Source organism: Spirosoma sp. KNUC1025, assembly GCF_045160025.1.
Lineage (GTDB): Bacteria > Bacteroidota > Bacteroidia > Cytophagales > Spirosomataceae > Spirosoma.
On the sequence record NZ_CP087139.1, the window covers coordinates 1,359,209 to 1,375,671 of the forward strand.

16 protein-coding genes and 1 pseudogene are annotated in these 16,463 nt (G+C 46.9%); 10 read left to right on the forward strand and 7 right to left on the reverse strand.

Going from position 1 to position 16,463, the window contains the following annotated elements:
* Positions 1-71 precede the first annotated feature (71 nt).
* Entirely contained in the window at positions 72-308 is a 237-nt protein-coding gene (locus LN737_RS06035) for a GlsB/YeaQ/YmgE family stress response membrane protein (protein WP_405517084.1), read from the reverse strand.
* Between the two features lie 200 nt (positions 309-508).
* Between LN737_RS06035 and LN737_RS06040 the strand changes: the two are divergent.
* Both LN737_RS06040 and LN737_RS06045 read left to right on the forward strand, forming a co-directional pair.
* Positions 509-3,609 (forward strand): annotated as a pseudogene (locus LN737_RS06040) (PVC-type heme-binding CxxCH protein).
* 114 nt (positions 3,610-3,723) lie between these two features.
* Positions 3,724-4,671 carry a hydroxypyruvate isomerase family protein gene (locus LN737_RS06045; RefSeq protein WP_405517085.1) on the forward strand — a complete coding sequence of 316 codons (948 nt, stop codon included), beginning with the start codon at positions 3,724-3,726 and terminating at the stop codon, positions 4,669-4,671.
* A 90-nt stretch (positions 4,672-4,761) separates the two neighbouring features.
* On the opposite strand, the gene LN737_RS06050 is transcribed toward LN737_RS06045, so the two are convergent.
* From LN737_RS06050 to pnuC, 3 genes are all read right to left on the reverse strand, one after another.
* The gene (locus tag LN737_RS06050) at positions 4,762-5,070 is read right to left on the reverse strand and encodes an isoamylase early set domain-containing protein (protein WP_405517087.1); all 309 of its coding nucleotides are present in this window, start codon (positions 5,068-5,070) and stop codon (positions 4,762-4,764) included.
* Between the two features lie 142 nt (positions 5,071-5,212).
* Entirely contained in the window at positions 5,213-6,175 is a 963-nt protein-coding gene (locus LN737_RS06055; protein WP_405517089.1) for an AAA family ATPase, read from the reverse strand.
* A 21-nt stretch (positions 6,176-6,196) separates the two neighbouring features.
* The gene (pnuC, locus tag LN737_RS06060; RefSeq protein ID WP_405517090.1) at positions 6,197-6,868 is read right to left on the reverse strand and encodes a nicotinamide riboside transporter PnuC; all 672 of its coding nucleotides are present in this window, start codon (positions 6,866-6,868) and stop codon (positions 6,197-6,199) included.
* Between the two features lie 78 nt (positions 6,869-6,946).
* Between pnuC and LN737_RS06065 the strand changes: the two genes are divergently transcribed.
* The 4 genes from LN737_RS06065 (at position 6,947) to LN737_RS06080 (ending at position 10,680) form a co-directional block, all read left to right on the forward strand.
* A complete protein-coding gene (locus LN737_RS06065) occupies positions 6,947-8,140 on the forward strand; it encodes a Gfo/Idh/MocA family protein (protein ID WP_405517092.1) in 1,194 nt (397 codons plus the stop codon).
* A 154-nt stretch (positions 8,141-8,294) separates the two neighbouring features.
* Positions 8,295-9,077, forward strand: a complete 783-nt coding sequence (locus tag LN737_RS06070; RefSeq protein ID WP_405517094.1) for an SDR family NAD(P)-dependent oxidoreductase — start codon at positions 8,295-8,297, stop codon at positions 9,075-9,077.
* A gap of 13 nt (positions 9,078-9,090) precedes the next feature.
* Entirely contained in the window at positions 9,091-9,594 is a 504-nt protein-coding gene (locus LN737_RS06075; protein ID WP_405517096.1) for a GNAT family N-acetyltransferase, read from the forward strand.
* 57 nt (positions 9,595-9,651) lie between these two features.
* On the forward strand, positions 9,652-10,680 hold the full coding sequence (locus tag LN737_RS06080) for a methionine synthase (protein WP_405517098.1): 1,029 nt from the start codon (positions 9,652-9,654) through the stop codon (positions 10,678-10,680).
* A gap of 94 nt (positions 10,681-10,774) precedes the next feature.
* Here LN737_RS06080 and LN737_RS06085 read toward each other — a convergent pair whose 3' ends face one another.
* Together LN737_RS06085 and LN737_RS06090 are read right to left on the reverse strand one after the other, a co-directional pair.
* Positions 10,775-11,347 (reverse strand): acyl-CoA thioesterase, encoded by a 573-nt coding sequence (locus LN737_RS06085; RefSeq protein ID WP_405517100.1) that lies wholly within the window; start codon positions 11,345-11,347, stop codon positions 10,775-10,777.
* Positions 11,348-11,518: 171 nt separating this feature from the next.
* Entirely contained in the window at positions 11,519-11,845 is a 327-nt protein-coding gene (locus LN737_RS06090; RefSeq protein ID WP_405517102.1) for an iron-sulfur cluster assembly accessory protein, read from the reverse strand.
* 151 nt (positions 11,846-11,996) lie between these two features.
* Here LN737_RS06090 and mce point away from each other — a divergent pair, with 151 nt between their 5' ends.
* Genes mce through LN737_RS06110 form a run of 4 tightly spaced genes read left to right on the forward strand, consistent with a single transcriptional unit; the run spans position 11,997 to position 15,763 of the window.
* Entirely contained in the window at positions 11,997-12,404 is a 408-nt protein-coding gene (gene mce / locus LN737_RS06095) for a methylmalonyl-CoA epimerase (RefSeq protein WP_405517104.1), read from the forward strand.
* 6 nt (positions 12,405-12,410) lie between these two features.
* Positions 12,411-14,060: a M1 family metallopeptidase gene (locus tag LN737_RS06100; protein ID WP_405517106.1), complete on the forward strand. Its 1,650-nt coding sequence runs from the start codon at positions 12,411-12,413 to the stop codon at positions 14,058-14,060.
* A gap of 49 nt (positions 14,061-14,109) precedes the next feature.
* Positions 14,110-15,201 carry an AAA family ATPase gene (locus LN737_RS06105; protein ID WP_405517108.1) on the forward strand — a complete coding sequence of 364 codons (1,092 nt, stop codon included), beginning with the start codon at positions 14,110-14,112 and terminating at the stop codon, positions 15,199-15,201.
* Positions 15,188-15,763 carry a hypothetical protein gene (locus tag LN737_RS06110; protein ID WP_405517110.1) on the forward strand — a complete coding sequence of 192 codons (576 nt, stop codon included), beginning with the start codon at positions 15,188-15,190 and terminating at the stop codon, positions 15,761-15,763. The genes LN737_RS06105 and LN737_RS06110 overlap by 14 nt, the downstream gene beginning before the upstream one ends.
* A 54-nt stretch (positions 15,764-15,817) precedes the next feature.
* Here the strand turns inward: LN737_RS06110 and LN737_RS06115 are convergent, their stop codons facing one another.
* Entirely contained in the window at positions 15,818-16,222 is a 405-nt protein-coding gene (locus LN737_RS06115) for a hypothetical protein (RefSeq protein ID WP_405517112.1), read from the reverse strand.
* Positions 16,223-16,463: the final 241 nt, after the last annotated feature.

Genomic DNA, 16,463 nt, shown 5'->3' on the forward strand with positions numbered 1-16,463 from the left:
GTAACTAATTCAGAGCACAAACAGCCGTGTTGGAGGGATGCTTCCGGTACGGCTGTTTGTGCTCTAAAGTACTAGAATAGCCGACCGATAAAGATCAGCACGACGGCGCCAATTACTGAAATCAACAGATTCATTAGCAAACCATCGTTCTCTGGGTCGTTACCAAGCCGTTTGGCAATGAATCCTCCAACCCAGCCTCCAACAATACCCAACAGTATATTGATAAGGGCTGAATGATGACTGTCCATAATTCGACTGGCAATAAATCCGGCAATACCGCCTAATAAAATTGAATACAGAAATCCCATAGTGGTGAACGGTTTAGGGTTATTTGCCATCAAGGCTATGCAATGCTACGTAAATGAATCAAAATTAGTACTATATACAGAAAAAATTGACCTGATAAATTACTGATTTAATGGGTATAAATACGCTTTATTAGCACTTTATAGAGTACGTATACTTTTCTTAGTTCCAGTCTGACGCCTTCTTTCTCATACGATAAATTATGAAGCCATTTGTAGTTACTAAACGCTCCGTGATGTCCCGGCGGGCAATTGCCTTTTCTGCGTCGGCATTGATCATCGGCGGGACCTTTATAGGTGCTTATCAAAACCGAAGTCTTAACGCTGCTTCGGATCGTTACTTGACTAAGTTATTTGCTCAATTAAGCGATGATGATAAACATGATCCTAAATACGCTGTTGGTAGCCTGAACGTAGCATCTGGATTAGAAGCAACGCTTTTTGCTTCTGAGCCTATGTTGACCAATCCGACCGATATTGATGTGGATGCGCGTGGCCGTGTGTGGGTTTGTGAGGCTTACAATTATCGGCCCGCTATCAACGGCAATCCGACACGAAAAGAAGGCGACCGGATTATGATTCTGGAAGATCAGAACAACGACGGAAAAGCAGACGTCAGTAAAGTATTTTATCAGGGGACTGACATCGAATCGCCACTGGGTATCTGGGTACAGGGAAACAAAGTAATCGTGTCCGACAGCCCGAATGTATGGGTACTCACCGACGAGAATGGCGATGATAAAGCCGATAAAAAAGAGTTACTCTTTACAGGTATCGGTGGTGAGCAACACGATCATGGCATGCACACCTTCGTTTTCGGACCCGATGGGAAATGGTATTTCAACTTCGGCAATGCGGGTGAACAACTGCTCGATAAAGACGGTAAACCCGTTATCGATATTGCTACCGGCAAACCCATTGACAAGCAGAACTTCAAACAGGGAATGGTATTTCGCTGTGATCCCGACGGTAAAAACGTAGAGCTGTTGGGGCAAAACTTCCGAAATAACTACGAAGTGGCGGTAGACTCATACGGTACATTGTGGCAGTCGGACAATGATGACGACGGGAACAAGGGCGTTCGCATCAACTACGTTATGGAATACGGCAATTACGGCTATACCGACGAAATGACCGGAGCTGGCTGGCAGGCCAACCGCGATAATGTTGAACCGGAAATTCCCGGCGGCACTGGCATCTCAACGATCCCGGTGTTGTTCCGAATCTGCTTCAGACAGGGGCAGGCTCCCCCACGGGTATTATAGTTTATGAAGGCAAGCTGCTGCCGGAAGTGTTTCGCAATCAGGTAATTCACTGCGATGCTGGCCCAAACGTAGTGCGGTCGTATCCTGTACAAAAAGATGGCGCTGGTTATAAAGCTGAAATTGTCAATGTGCTTGAAGGTACTCGCGATCAGTGGTTTCGTCCCGCTGATATTTGCGTAGCGCCGGATGGGTCGCTGATCATTGCCGATTGGTACGACCCAGGCGTGGGCGGGCATCAGGCTGGGGATCAGAACCGCGGCCGTGTGTATCGCGTAGCACCGCCAAACTCGCCCTACAAAATGCCTAAAGTGGACGTAACGACTACGGATGGCGCCATCGAAGCTCTGCAAAGTCCAAATATGGCTATCCGGTACGCTGGCTGGCAAAAACTCCATGAAATGGGCGGTAAGGCGGAAAAGTCGCTGGCTAAATTGTATAAATCGTCGGATAATCCGCGGATGCAGGCGCGTGCATTGTGGTTGCTAAGCAAACTGGATAAAGGCAAAAAATACATTGAAACGGCGCTGAAAAGCGATAACCCGGATCTGCGCATAACCGCCCTGCGTGCCGCCCGTGAATTAAAGCTTGACATTATTCCCTACGTAAAACAACTTGTTAATGATCCCGACACGCAGGTACGGCGTGAATGCATCATTGCGTTACGTCGGAACACCTCGTCGGAAGCTCCGGCACTTTGGGCGCAGCTAGCCAACCAATACGACGGCAAAGATCGCTGGTATCTGGAAGCGCTGGGAATCGGGGCAGATGGCAATTGGGATACGTATTACACTGCCTGGGCCAATCAGAAAGACCCATTGGCCAGTGCTGCCGGTCGGGATATTGTCTGGCGTGCCCGCACGAAAGAATCCGTACCCATGCTGGCCAAACTGGCAGGCGATCCGGCTGTTGACATTAGCCAACGCTTACGTTATTTCCGGGCTTTTGATTTCAACCCCGGCGCTACAGAAAAGTCAACGGCTCTGTTGGCTATTCTTCAGGCAAACACCGGTTCAACCGACGTAACAAAACTGGCACTTCGTCACCTCGACCCTGCTTTTGTGCGTAATTCATCGGTTGCCTCAACGGCGCTTACCAAGCTCATGAAAGATGTGTATGGTACGCCCGAGTATATTGAACTGATAAGCCGCTATGAACCTGTTTCCGAAAATGAGCATATGCAGCAGTTAGCGGTTCAAAAATCAATGGATGGACTAGGACGTGACGCTGCCCGCCAATTGCTAAAGCAAGGTGGAGCGCCTTTGGTTTGGAACGTTATCAATGGAAGCGATCCGGAAGCGGCTGTTAGTATGCTAACGGCACTTCGCCGAGTTGGCAATAAAGAATCTATCGAGATTTTGAAGACCGTTGCGCTGGATGAAAATCGATCCGTAGCATTACGTCGGGAGGCTACCCGTTCATTAGGGGGTAGTTCCGAAGGGGCTGACCTGGTCGTGGCCTTGTTGAAATCAGGCGATATTAAAGGCGATTTCAAAAAAGCGGCTGCACAGGGCGTAAGCAACGACTGGCGTAAAAACATACGTCAACAGGCAGCCAGCTTCCTGGATGGTGGCCAGAGCGCCGAGGGTAAAAAACTTCCGAATATCAATGAACTGCTGGCCATGACGGGGAGCGCTGAAAAGGGCGTTAGCGTCTTTAAAAACAACTGCTCAATCTGCCATCAGATAAACAGTGAAGGGATGGATTTTGGCCCTAAGCTGTCTGAAATAGGCTCTAAATTGCCAAAAGAAGGTCAATACCTGGCTATTCTGCATCCCGACGCCGGGATTAGTTTTGGGTACGAAGGCTGGGAAGTGAAATTTAAAGACGGCAGTTCCATGACCGGTATTGTATCCAGCAAAACCGAAACGGACCTGCAAATGAAATTCCCGGGGGGCGTTGTTCAGAACTACAAAATGGCGGACGTAGTATCGATGAAGCAGATCGACTCATCAATGATGCCATCGGGCTTGCAGGAGGCCATGAATACACAGGAATTAGTCGATTTAGTTGAATATTTAGCCACTTTGAAAAGAAAATAAAACCGGATTTATGTGTTTATTTTGATTACCCTGATTTCTTTTCTTTCGCAGAAAGCTGATAGAAAATCATAGTCCGTCAAGTAAATCACATAAATTCTGGTTCAAACAACCATCATGCAACGACGCAACTTTGTAAAATCATCATTTGGCGCGGCTGGGCTGAGCCTGACTGCTGCCGTTTCAGGCGAATCGGTAGCTTCTACATGGCATTCACAGCCTAATTTCCTGGCCAAAAACAATTTCAAACTCAAGTATGCCCCGCATTTTGGGATGTTTGAAAACAGCGCCGGAAAAGATCTTATCGACCAGATCAAATTTATGGCCGACATGGGTTTCACGGCGCTGGAAGATAACGGCATGATGGGACGCGAACCCGCTATGCAGGAGAAAATCGCGCAGGAAATGAACCGCCTGGGCATGTCGATGGGCGTGTTCGTTCTCGACAAGGGTGGAAACTCTCAGAATACATTGGCATCTGGGAAACCCGAATACGTTGATATTTTCCTGAAGGGTTGTCAAAAAGCGGTTGAAACGGCCAAACGGGTAAATGCCAAACTAACCACTGTTGTACCCGGCGATTTTGACCGTAATCTGCCAATTGGTATTCAAACCGGGAACGTAATTGATGCGCTACGTCGTGGCGCAGACATCCTGGCGCCTGCTGGCGTAGCAATGGTACTGGAACCGCTAAGCGACACACCGAATCTGTTTTTGCGTACCTCCGACCAGACGTACGAAATTTGCCGGGCAGTGAATAGCCCTGCCTGTAAAATTCTGTTCGACATTTATCACATGCAGAAAAATGAAGGCCATATTATTCCGCATATAAATTGGTGCTGGAGCGAGATAGGCTATTTTCAGATTGGCGACAACCCTGGTCGTAAAGAGCCGACAACTGGTGAAATCAATTATAAAAATGTATTCAAATACATTTACGACAAGCAGAAAGCAGCTAATAAAGAGTACATCTTCGGTATGGAGCACGGCAACTCGAAACCGGGCAAAGAGGGTGAACTGGCGCTGATAAAAGCGTATGTCGAATCAGATAGCTTTGCTGTGTAACAACGGTTCTATAGGCATCCGCTATCAATTAAAAATGGGTAGTCAGACTTTGATCTGACTACCCATTTTTATATCTAGTAAATGTCTTTCTTAGAGAACAACAACTGAGTTCTCTTCACCCGCAACACCACTGGCTACGTATTTGTCAGCGGCCCAATCATTTATCCATGTTGCGCCATCCAGCACATAGCGATACTGATACTCGCCACCAACAGGCAGTTCTACCGTAGTTTTGTACGAACCATCTTTTTGTTTTTTCAACGCTGCTGCAGAAGGGTCCCAGCTGTTGAATTCACCGGCCAGAGCGACCGTTTTTGCACCATTGACGGCTTCTGCCGGCAACTCAAACGTTACTTTTGCAATAGGTTTGCTTTTGAGAAATTGTTTGGCAACTGCCATAGAGGTTCAATGTTTGGTTCTTTTTGCAAAATTATAGTACAAAATAAGTAATATCATAACTATCAGTAGTTTATAGGTTAAATTTCTTTTAAAAGTTCTATTTTATGAGTTTTGTATCATAATTGTATATCTAAAAAACGTCCTATTTTATTAACGTATCAGCTATCCTTTTAGCCGCTTCAAACCGCTCCGTATAACTACCGCTTACCAGCGTATATACGTAATTCCGCTTATCGAGTTCATACCGAAAACGAGACAGCATTTCAGAGCGCTGATGCCCAAAATCACGTAGATTATCAGCTACCCAGGGAATGTCGATATCCAATAAAATATAGGCGTCGTAACGCACCTGCATCTCCAATTCATACAGCACAGGCGGCACCTGCTGAAAATAAATACTAGCGTAAATCTGGGTAGTAATTACGTCGGTATCGCAAAACAAAACCCGATTGGCACTACGCTCGGCCAACTGGACAGCTTCAGTCTGAGCCTTTCCAATTTGAATAATGTCGTTGAGGGTAAAATCATTAGACGTAATCATACTACGGGCCATTTCCGGTACAAAACGGGTCTGGTATTCGTTGGCTAGCTGTTGCGCTAAAGTTGTTTTGCCTACGCTTTCTGGCCCGAATAAGCAGACCTTTTTTACGAAATAAGGACGAACTATCTCCGGAATGTAGGCCCAATAGCGGGCGGGCTGCTGACGGATTAACGTAGCAGAAACCGGTACCCTATGTCGGGGTGGATCAAAGGCAACATGCCGTAAACCCGAATGATGTGCTAATGGGATGGCGTATTCTTCTGATGAAAAAAACACACTTACGGTCGGAAAGCGTGTTTTAATGAAGGCGGCCCAGAGTTTGGTGGCTTCCCATAAAGGCAAGGTAGGATCATGGAAGTCGTCGGATTCGGCTACGACCTCAATCTCTGGATACGGCGCAAGTAGTTCTGTCAGCCAGTGAAAGCGAAGGTCGGGTTGAATGACATCGTCGGGCGTAATTGTCATGGACACAATAAGGCGATCACACTGCTGCCGCGCAAACTCGATCAACGCCAGATGGCCCTTATGAACGGGCATAAACTTACCGAAAACCAGTCCTGTCATCGTAGTATAACGGTATATGATTTAGGAGGAAGTAAGTGGTGTATAATCCCGGTACTCACGCGTCCAGCTCCAGGCGCCAATGGCCGCCACGAAGCAGAACACAAAATACTCGGCACCCACAAATTTGACGCCTTTCACAAAGTACATATACGTCAGAATGATGTCTACCCCTAACCAGACGTACCAGCATTCTACGCGCTTTTCGATCATCAGAAAAGTGGCCACGACACTCATAACGGTCGTAAAGGAATCGAGGTAAGGAAACGCGCTGGGTTGGTTGAACAGCAGCGGAAACCACTCGTGCAGGTTGCTGGCAAACGTACCAAGTACAGCTGTTGCCAGAAATCCAGAAAGCGTCCAGATTAGTAACTGTCGACCCGGCATCCGGCTGATGCGAAGTTCCTGATGCTGATCGGCCTCGTTTTGTTTCGGGTGTTTCCAGCGCCACCATCCCTGTATATTGGTGACGAAGAAAAATACCTGCAAAAACATATCGGGATACAACTGAATCTGGTAAAACAGAAAGAAAAACAGCAACACGCTAACCGCGCCAATAGGCCAGCTCCAGATATTCGCCCGTGCTGAAAGCCACACAGCTACGGCTCCGGTAGTGGCGCCGAAAAACTCCAGATAACTCATTGGGTAATCCCATACGGTAAAGAAAATGGTATGGATATCAAAAATGTTGGGCATGAATTAAGTAATCAGCAGAGTTTCCCCATATTTAACGCTGCGAAAGTACGGATTAACCTTATACCCCAACTCTTACCTATGCAACGTATTGCCATGCTCGGTGGCGGTTTTATCGGCCGCTTTTATGCTGATTCGATTCACGGACAACGCAGCCGCGATAAGGTTGTTGCCATTTACGCCCGACGGGAGGAAACGGCCAAAAAATTTGCTCAGGATTACGGCTGTGATTTTGCTTCGACCAATATGGAAGAAGTGATTGCGCATCCAGATGTTGACATGGTTTGCATTGCCCTGCCGAATAATATTCACGAAACCGCCGTCAATCTGTGCGCCAAGCATAAAAAATCAGTCGTTTGCACAAAGCCGCTGGGCCGTACGGGCGAAGAAGCACTGCGCATGATGAAAACCGTTGAGGAGGCTGGCATTTTCGCGGGCTACCTTGAAGACCTCTGTTATACGCCAAAGTTCCTTAAATCACTGGATAGCGTTAAGAATGGAGCCTTAGGCCGAATCCTCTGGGCAAAATCCCGCGAAACGCATCCGGGTCCTCACTCCGACTGGTTTTGGGACAAAGAGCAGGCTGGCGGAGGCTGTATGCTCGATCTGGGCTGCCACTGCGTTGAAATTGCCCGGAATTTTATTGGCAAAGATGTGAAACCCGTAGAAGTGATGTGCTGGGCCGCTACGCAGGTAAAACCCATCGACGCTGAAGATCATGCTATTGCGTTGGTGAAGTACGAGAACGGCGCCATCGGGCAATTTGAAGTCAGCTGGACTTTCCGGGGCGGTATGGATCTTCGCGACGAAGTAATGGGTACGGAGGGCACCATCTGGATTAACAACTTCCTGCGTACCGGCTTCGAGATGTTCACAACGGGGAAAGGCGCTGATTACGTAGCCGAAAAAGCCGAGTCGACTTCAGGCTGGCTATTTCCGGTGGGCGATGAAGTCAACGATCTGGGCTACAACCATATGTTTACCGACATGTTTAATTCGCAGGAAGCTGGCCGCGAACCCGCCGAAACGTTTTACGATGGCTATGTAGTCAATGCTGTGCTGGATGCCGCTTATAAATCTGCTGAAACGAAACAGTGGGAGAAAGTCCACCTGCCCGTTTGGCGGGGACAGGAAGGACTTAAGCCGGAATCGACCTTGGTGGATTATGACGATCAATATTACCTTATCAAGGAAGAAGTTACGCACGACGGTCGCCACAAGGTAATTCTGAAAGATAAACAAACCGGCAAAATCAGCGAAAAGGACCTTGTTTAAGTAGCTGTAAGTTATTGGTCTATAGTGTGTCTCACATCCCTTTGGCAAATACTGCCCGGGCATCTAAAGGCATACAAACTGCCTAACTCAACAATCAGTAAGTTGAGCGGACAAAGACTTTTATTACGTATCGGCATAAATACGTACCAATCGAATGTGGTTAGCATCTAAAAAATTAGTTGTCATTGGCGGCACTACGGGTATTGGCTTGTCGGCAGCCCTGGCCTTTGTGCGCGAGGGGGCTCAGGTTGTTGTCGTTGGGCGAAATTCCGAAAGCTGCACTACGGCCGAAAAAATGCTTGATGGTCAGGGGCTGGCGATGTCGGGCGACGGGGCTGATCCGCAAACGGCGCCTAAAGCCATCGCCCTGTGCCAGCAGATTTTTGGTGGCTTTGACGGATTGTACCACGTAGCAGGTGGCAGTGGTCGTCGGTTTGGCGATGGGCCGCTGCACGAACTGACGCTGGAGGGATGGGATTATACCGTTAATCTTAACCTTACGGCGCTTATGTTATCGAATCAGGCAGCCGTTCGGGCTTTTCGTGCTCAGCAAACTGGTGGTACCATTCTTAACATGGGATCTGTGCTTGGCTCCCGGCCTTCGCCAACCTATTTTGCTACTCATGCCTACGCAGCTGTAAAATCGGCCGTCATTGGTTTCACTAAATCAATCGCGTCGTATTATGCAGCGGACAATATCCGTATTAACGTATTGGCCCCCGCTCTGGTCGAAACACCTATGGCGCAACGAGCCGCAAAGGACGATGCCATTATGGCCTTTACCAAAACCAAGCAACCACTTGACGGGGGACGTATTGGGCAGCCGAATGATCTGGATGGTGCCGCCGTTTATTTTATGTCCGACTATTCGGCGTTTACCACCGGGCAGGTCCTGACAGTAGATGGCGGGTGGAGTGTTAGTGAAGGGCAGTTTTAAACACCATGGGTATATGATTGAAACCACTCGTCTGACGCTGATTCCACTCTCTTTGGAGCAGCTTCATCTGCATATAGCCAATACGCACCAGTTAGAAAAGACATTAGGCTTACAAAAAGGGCATCGGGAAGTCGTTGAACCGTTACGTAGCATCATTACGCATTTCGCTATTCCCCGGCTGGAAGACCCTGCGCTCGACCCGCTTTATCATACCATGTGGATGGCCATTGACCGGCAGAAGCAACAGTTTGTAGCAGAAGCCAAGTTTAAAGGCGAACCCGACGAGACAGGAAGCGTAGAAATCGGTTATGGTACCTATCCAGCACTTCATCGTCAGGGCTATATGACTGAAATGGTGGGTGGTTTGCTGAAGTGGGTCATACAGCAGCCAGACGTGCAGCGGGTGGTGGCCGACACGGAAGCCGAAAATGTAGCTTCGCAAAAGGTGTTGATAAAAAACGGGTTTCGCATGTTTGACCGGATAGAAAATATGCTGTGGTGGGAGTATATAATTTAACCTAATCGGTTTGCTTAGAAAACTATCACCCATCGATCTACTAACTCAGTTTATACCGTGCAACCCGTTCCTATAAAAACTACCGTTGTTGGTTCGATGCCCTTTCCGGGCTGGCTCGAATTCTCCAGTCAGCATTTGTCGCAATTTGGTCCGGCCGATATCAATGAAATGATTGAAGATGCCGTTGTGGCCTCCGTTCACGATCAGGTTGCGGCCGGACTTGACGTGATCACCGATGGCGAACAAACCCGGTTTGACTTCAATCTGTCCTTTTACGGCTATATCAACGGCATCCAAAATAACGAGACAGAACTCCGTCGGTTTGGCCCACCGGCTCACGATCAGCGCGGTAAGCACAATATTGTTGAACCCTTAACAGCACCAAAGGGATTGGGTGTGGTAGAGGAGTATCTGCGCCTGAAACGATTAGCACCTGCCGGACAGGGTCTGAAAGTGTCGATTCCCGGACCTTATACACTCAGCGGGCGGCTGCTACCGGGGAGCCTTTACAAAGATAGATGGGACGTAACAGAAGCGTTATTGCCTCTGGTCAACAAAGAAATTGCTCAACTGGTAGAGCTTGGGGTGCCTGAAATCTGTGTGGATGAGCCGTCAATGTCGTGCTATGCCTATCGCGAGGACACCAAGCGTTTTGTCGATATTTTCAACCGTACTGTTGCGCCGGGTGTTGGTAAAACCCGCTTGTCCATGCATCTGTGTTTCGGAAATTACAAAGGCCGTTCGGTTGGTAAAAAGACAATAGCGCCCATGCTGCCCGATTTTCTGGATATGACGGTTGATGAGCTGCACACCGAAATGACTGTTCTGAATTTTTCGGAAGTTAATCTTCTGGAACGTTTTGCGGAGCGTTTCGACGTAGCAGTGGGGGTAATTGACGTAAAAAGCTATTACATCGAAACGCCGGAGGACGTATCGGAGCGCATTCGCAAATGCCTGCCATACGTGCCTGCCGAAAAATTGGCCGTTGCTCCCGATTGCGGACTAAGCCAAACTGCCCGCTGGGCCGCCAAACAAAAACTGGCAAACATGGTAGCGGGCGCTAAAATTGTACGAGGAGAACTCTAAACCGCATTGGCGGCACGGCCTGATTTGAACAAGATTTAAAGAATTTCCGGGACTAAAAGTGAAACAAACGCCTAATGTTTCATCGTGCCAATCCTTAAATCTTGTTCAAATCCTGGTTCAGACTATCCGTCAACTGACAGCGTTCCTGCCGGAGTTTATCAATATTCTCATCGAGTAGCATCTTTGTTTTGGCGTTGTTGAAATATTCAGCGAAGGAAGTCCTGAGTTCTTTCCGCTTCATGGCTTCGAGAAAACGGCGAACGTCATCAGACGTTTCGAGCAGGAGAGGGGGCACTTCGGTTGGTCGATCATCATCGTCTTTCGCAACCATCGTGAAGTAGCTGGTATTGGTATGTTTAACCGTACCTTCTTTTACGTTTTCGGCCACTACTTTAATCCCCACCACCAGCGACGTACGACCGACGTAGTTAACTGAAGCCATAAGCGACACCAATTCCCCTACCTCAACAGGTTGGCGAAAATTGACGCCATCAACCGAAACCGTTACGCAGTATTGACCGGCATGTTTGGCCGCACAGGCATATGCCACTTTGTCCATCAGCGAGAGCAGAATGCCCCCGTGTACCCGACCGCCAAAGTTGGCATACGCCGGAATCATCAGTTCAGTAAGCGTGGTGCGTGAGTGGCTAACGGGTTTGGCTGTCATCTGGAACCGGGATTTATGTGATTTTTATGACTGACTATAATTTTGGCTTGCGCGTACTTCGCGAATACGTACTAATGCACTAAGGGTAGTAAAAGTAAAGAAGCTAACCCGGTGTAGAGTTGGCTTCTTTACTAAAATCAAGAAAATCATTTTAATCACATAAATCCCGGTTCAGACGGCAAAGCTTTCTCCACAACCACAGGTACGGCTGGCGTTCGGATTTTTGAACTGGAAGCCTTTACCATTCAGACCATCAGAAAAATCAAGTTCTGTTCCGGCCAGATAGAGCAGACTCTTGCGATCTACCAGAATCTTAATGCCTTTATCTTCAACTACATGGTCAGTTGGTTGCTGCTTGGCATCGAACTGTAGGTCATACATCAGACCCGAGCAACCTCCGCCCTGCACACCTACGCGAATTGCATAATCTTCTCCAAGACCATCTTTCTGGCGTAGTTCAACAATCTTATTTTTAGCAATTTCAGAAACCGTTACCATTGCAGACCAATGTATAATGAATAATGTGTAATTGAATTGGTAATGCCTTTGTAGGTTTGCAGTACCATAGATTTAACTTTTCCTATGGATGAAAAGTTTCCTGTTCAGCAGCCCATTATGTATCAAACCTCAACTACTACACATTTAGACTATGCTTACCAACGTTGAACATATCGGTATTGCCGTTCGGGATATTGCCACCTCAAACGAATTGTTTACCAGGCTGTTGAACGTAGCACCTTACAAATCCGAAACGGTTGAATCCGAAAACGTAACAACGTCATTCTTTCGGGTCAACCAGACCAAAATTGAACTACTCGAAGCGACGAGCCCCGATAGCCCGATTGCGAAGTTTCTGGAGAAGAAAGGGGAGGGAATTCATCATCTCGCCTTTGAAGTAGATGATATCCATGCCGAAATGGAGCGGCTGAAAAAGGAAGGTTTTATACTATTAAACGAAACACCCAAGCGGGGCGCTGATAACAAATTAGTGTGTTTCCTGCATCCGAAAGGCACCAACGGCGTGTTGGTTGAACTCTGTCAGGAAATAAAGGAGTAGCAAAGAATGAAAGATAGAAAAGGATTTTTAGTTGGATTACTTATTTTCACAGCAACGCTTGTCCAGGCTCAATTACCCGGCAATTTAGCCCGCTATACACAACCCGGTGTCGATGTTCAGCACTACGCTTTTTCGCTCACGCTAAGTGATTCGACCAATAAAATTCAGGGAGAGGCAACAATTCGCTTTATACGCGCTGACGACCGCCAGACCGTCTGGTTTGATCTGATAAGCCCAAAATCCGATTCAGCCAAAACAGGTATGACTGTGCGCGCTGTCACCCTGGCTGATGGAAAACCTACTCCGTTCAGTCAGCGTAACGACAGGGTGTTTATCAATCTTCCGGCGGCCCAGAACCAACCGACTGAACTTGTAATACGTTACGATGGTACGCCAGCGAAGGGGTTGATTATCAGTCGCAATAAGTTTGGCGAACGCACGTTTTTTGGTGATAACTGGCCAAACAACGCGCGAAATTACCTGCCCGTTGTGGACCACCCGTCCGATAAAGCAACCTGTTCGTTCAGCGTCAATGCACCGGCTACGTACCGCATCATCTCGAACGGTAAGTTTATGGGCGAGAATGGCCTACCAAACGGAAGAAAGCTAACACGCTGGCAGGAGAACACACCCATCCCGACGAAGGTAATGGTAATCGGTGCAGCCAAATTTGCGGTTGAAGAGGTTGGCTCTGTTGGTGGAGTTCCTGTACAAAGCTGGCTTTACCCCCAGGATAGTCAGAAAGGGTTCATTGATTACCGGCCAGCCAAAACGATTCTGCAATATTTTATCGATAAAATTGGCCCATACTCGTACGAGAAACTGGCTGACGTACAGTCGACTACGATTTTTGGGGGTATGGAGAATGCTAGCTGCATCTTCTATGATGAGAAAATCATTGTTGGTCGGAAAGATTCGGACGTAGAGGCATTGCTGGCGCACGAGATAGCCCATCAATGGTTTGGTAACTCAGCTACCGAAGCCGATTGGGCGCACCTCTGGCTGAGCGAAGGATTCGCTACGTATTTTTCGGCACTCTACCTCGAACATGCCTACGGACTTGATACGCTCAACGCCGTTCTGAATCAGAATAAAAACCAGATTTTCCGGTATACAGCCCTGAAACCCAAAAGCACCATTATCGATTCGACAACAACGAACCTGATGGATTTATTAAATCCAAACGAATACCAGAAAGGCGGTTGGGTGCTGCACATGCTTCGTCGGGAACTCGGCGATGATACGTTCTGGAAAGGGATTCGGGCGTATTACGAGAAGTTCCGTAACAAAAATGCTCAATCCAGCGATTTACAGGCGGTTATGGAGAGCATCTCGGGTAAAAAGCTTGGGGCATTCTTTCAGCAGTGGCTGTATCAGCCTGGCTACCCCGACGTAATCTGGGGCTCTCGCTATGATGCAGCTAAAAAGGCACTCGTAATCGACGTCCGGCAGGCACAATCAACCGGTGCGCTCTTTACTCTTCCACTAACGTTTAGCATTCGGGGCAGCAACGGCCGGGAACTGCAACGTACCGCCCGCCTAACCATGACCGAGCAATCGCAGACGTTCACCATCCCGCTGGCTACCAAACCTACTACCGTCGTCATCGACCCCGACAACAGTGTGCTAATGCGGGCTACACAAATGGCTAACTAAATCCTTAACTTGCACACCGACACTACGTAGCTGTTAACCGCTCAAAATCATGCTCAAGCGCGTTTCAATCCAGAACTTCAAGAGCTTAAAAGACGTAACGCTCGACCTTCAAAAAGTCAACTTGCTCATCGGTCCAAACAACTCCGGTAAGACTAATTTTTTGAAAGCGTTGGAACTTGTAGGAGATGCTAGAAATAAAGTAAAGTATAATCCTTCTCAAATAGCTTTTGCGAAACAATCACCAGCTAAGATTAATGTCAAATTATTATGGCCAACGGACGAAAAAAAATTTGACTATAAAATTTATAAAACCTATTTCGATGGCAGTGACATAGTGCGGAGATCTGGCTATTACAGATCATCTGAACCCGATTTGATAATTTCCGAACAGGTATCTATACCAGAACTAATACATTTATTCTCAGAAAGAATCAAAATTTATAAAGCTGACTCCAGTAAACTTGATAAACCTGGTCCAGTTGGCCGTGGAGACGATTCAATTACGGCTGATGCGTCGAATTTAATTGCTTTTTTTGACCGGATTCGAGACGAGTACCCTGCAACATTTAATCAAATAAAAGCTGACTTAGCAAAATGTGTACCAGAGTTTACGGAAATAAATTTTCAGAATATTGAACCTACAGAAGATTTAGTTAAGCAATTTGGTGATAAGACATTTAAACGAATTGGTCTAACCAATGGTCAGCAGAGAACAATTTACTGGGCTGATGAACTTTCAGAAGGCACTCTCTATTTTATTGGCCTTCTGTGCATTATTAACCAACCTAATCCGCCGAAACTTCTGCTTCTTGAAGAACCCGAAAAGGGAATTCATCCGCGCCGGATTCGAGAAATAATGAATTTTATCCGTCGGCTGGTCGCTGAGAAAGATATTCAGGTTATCATGACAACGCATAGCCCATTGCTTTTAGACGAATTTGCAGAATCGCCTGAAAGCGTTTTTGTCTTTGATAAAGATGACGATGGTGCTACGTTCGTTAAAAATTTACAACGGGAAATTATTGAACCAGCAAATCAGAAAAATGCAGAATTAGGTATACCACCTGTCCATTATACAGATGCATTGGGTGAATATTGGACAATTGGATTTTTAGGGGGAGTACCTCATGAAACAGTTTAAATACGGGTTTTACGGCGAGGATGATGCCCACAAAATCTTTCTTCACAATTACCTAAGTCATTTTGCTGATGTAGTAACCTTCGAGCGAGATGAGGAATTTTGTGAGAAGTTCAGAGCGAATAACAAAAAGCAGGTTGATACTAAGTTTGCTGTAGTAGCCCGAACGGGTTTTGGGTGGTATCAGCATCAAGTGTTTTTTGTTGTACGAGATGTCGATAGTTTACAACAGCAGGAGTTTGAAGCAAGGCATGCCCATTTTGCAAAAGAACAGATTAATAAACTTTTAGTTGCGCTTCCTGTGCAATGCATAGAGCATTGGCTTTTGTATTTAAAGCACAAAAAAGACAATCCTGCTTCAACAAAGAATATTTCATTAGAATCGCAACCACGTAAGAAAGTAAAATTTAGTCTATACGGTTACGAGGACCCGCCTAACGAAATATCAAATCCAATTGTAGATGATCTGTCCAGGCGTTTCGACCTCGATTGGCTGGAAACTCGTTCGGAGAGCTTTAAACATTTCCATAAACAGGTCATGGCCTTTCTTTCTCAACATCAATAACCAAACAGCCACGACCTTACGATCGTGGCTGTTTGGTATTAGCTAACCGCTCGATTAGTTAATTGAAATGGTGCGGGTAGAAACCTGAATGGGCTGACTGGCCAGTGTTACGGGGTAAACCGTTACGTCGTTGCCGGAAGAAAGTTCAACGGTGTAGGTGCCATCCTGAAGTTCCGACATATCGAACTGGAAGCGGAAATTGCCTTGTTTTTTGCTGATCAGCTGCTTGCCTAGTACTTTACCTTCTGTACTCTTTAGCGAAACGACCATCGATTGGCCTGGTGTCCGTTCAACGAAAACGTTCAGGCGAGATGGGGTGGCTGATGGGAAAACCGCTACTTTGTATGAACTTGTTGTTACGGTCGGATTTGCGGCCGTTGGTGTAGTGGCGGCAGTTGATGCAAAAGTAGCTGTGCTTAAAAGCAGAGCGGTCAGTAGTGAATGAGCAAACGTTTTCATGAGTTCTTCGTATTTGTGTTGTGTGGTGTTTTAAAGAATGGCTCAAAGGTATAGCCTCTGAAACTCCTCATAAATAGACGTTTGTATGAAAAAGCTGAATCGAATGCTGAACCGTTAGAAACGCCCGACGAATCGTAAGTGGCCTATATTCACGGAACCGTATTCTCGTTGACCAAACGAACTGATGTCTTCCGGCGTTATTGGTAGTAAACTAAACCACAGAGCGTAAAATCGCTGTGTA

Excerpts from the sequence above, each read along its gene's own strand:
- LN737_RS06050 (WP_405517087.1), bottom strand. The coding sequence starts at position 5,070 with ATGGCAGTTGCCAAACAATTTCTCAAAAGCAAACCTATTGCAAAAGTA.
- pnuC (WP_405517090.1), bottom strand. The coding sequence starts at position 6,868 with ATGCCCAACATTTTTGATATCCATACCATTTTCTTTACCGTATGGGAT.
- LN737_RS06070 (WP_405517094.1), top strand. The coding sequence starts at position 8,295 with ATGTGGTTAGCATCTAAAAAATTAGTTGTCATTGGCGGCACTACGGGT.
- LN737_RS06115 (WP_405517112.1), bottom strand. The coding sequence starts at position 16,222 with ATGAAAACGTTTGCTCATTCACTACTGACCGCTCTGCTTTTAAGCACA.
- LN737_RS06085 (WP_405517100.1), bottom strand. The coding sequence starts at position 11,347 with ATGACAGCCAAACCCGTTAGCCACTCACGCACCACGCTTACTGAACTG.
- LN737_RS06090 (WP_405517102.1), bottom strand. The coding sequence starts at position 11,845 with ATGGTAACGGTTTCTGAAATTGCTAAAAATAAGATTGTTGAACTACGC.
- LN737_RS06045 (WP_405517085.1), top strand. The coding sequence starts at position 3,724 with ATGCAACGACGCAACTTTGTAAAATCATCATTTGGCGCGGCTGGGCTG.
- mce (WP_405517104.1), top strand. The coding sequence starts at position 11,997 with ATGCTTACCAACGTTGAACATATCGGTATTGCCGTTCGGGATATTGCC.
- LN737_RS06065 (WP_405517092.1), top strand. The coding sequence starts at position 6,947 with ATGCAACGTATTGCCATGCTCGGTGGCGGTTTTATCGGCCGCTTTTAT.
- LN737_RS06055 (WP_405517089.1), bottom strand. The coding sequence starts at position 6,175 with ATGACAGGACTGGTTTTCGGTAAGTTTATGCCCGTTCATAAGGGCCAT.
- LN737_RS06110 (WP_405517110.1), top strand. The coding sequence starts at position 15,188 with ATGAAACAGTTTAAATACGGGTTTTACGGCGAGGATGATGCCCACAAA.
- LN737_RS06105 (WP_405517108.1), top strand. The coding sequence starts at position 14,110 with ATGCTCAAGCGCGTTTCAATCCAGAACTTCAAGAGCTTAAAAGACGTA.
- LN737_RS06035 (WP_405517084.1), bottom strand. The coding sequence starts at position 308 with ATGGGATTTCTGTATTCAATTTTATTAGGCGGTATTGCCGGATTTATT.
- LN737_RS06075 (WP_405517096.1), top strand. The coding sequence starts at position 9,091 with ATGATTGAAACCACTCGTCTGACGCTGATTCCACTCTCTTTGGAGCAG.
- LN737_RS06100 (WP_405517106.1), top strand. The coding sequence starts at position 12,411 with ATGAAAGATAGAAAAGGATTTTTAGTTGGATTACTTATTTTCACAGCA.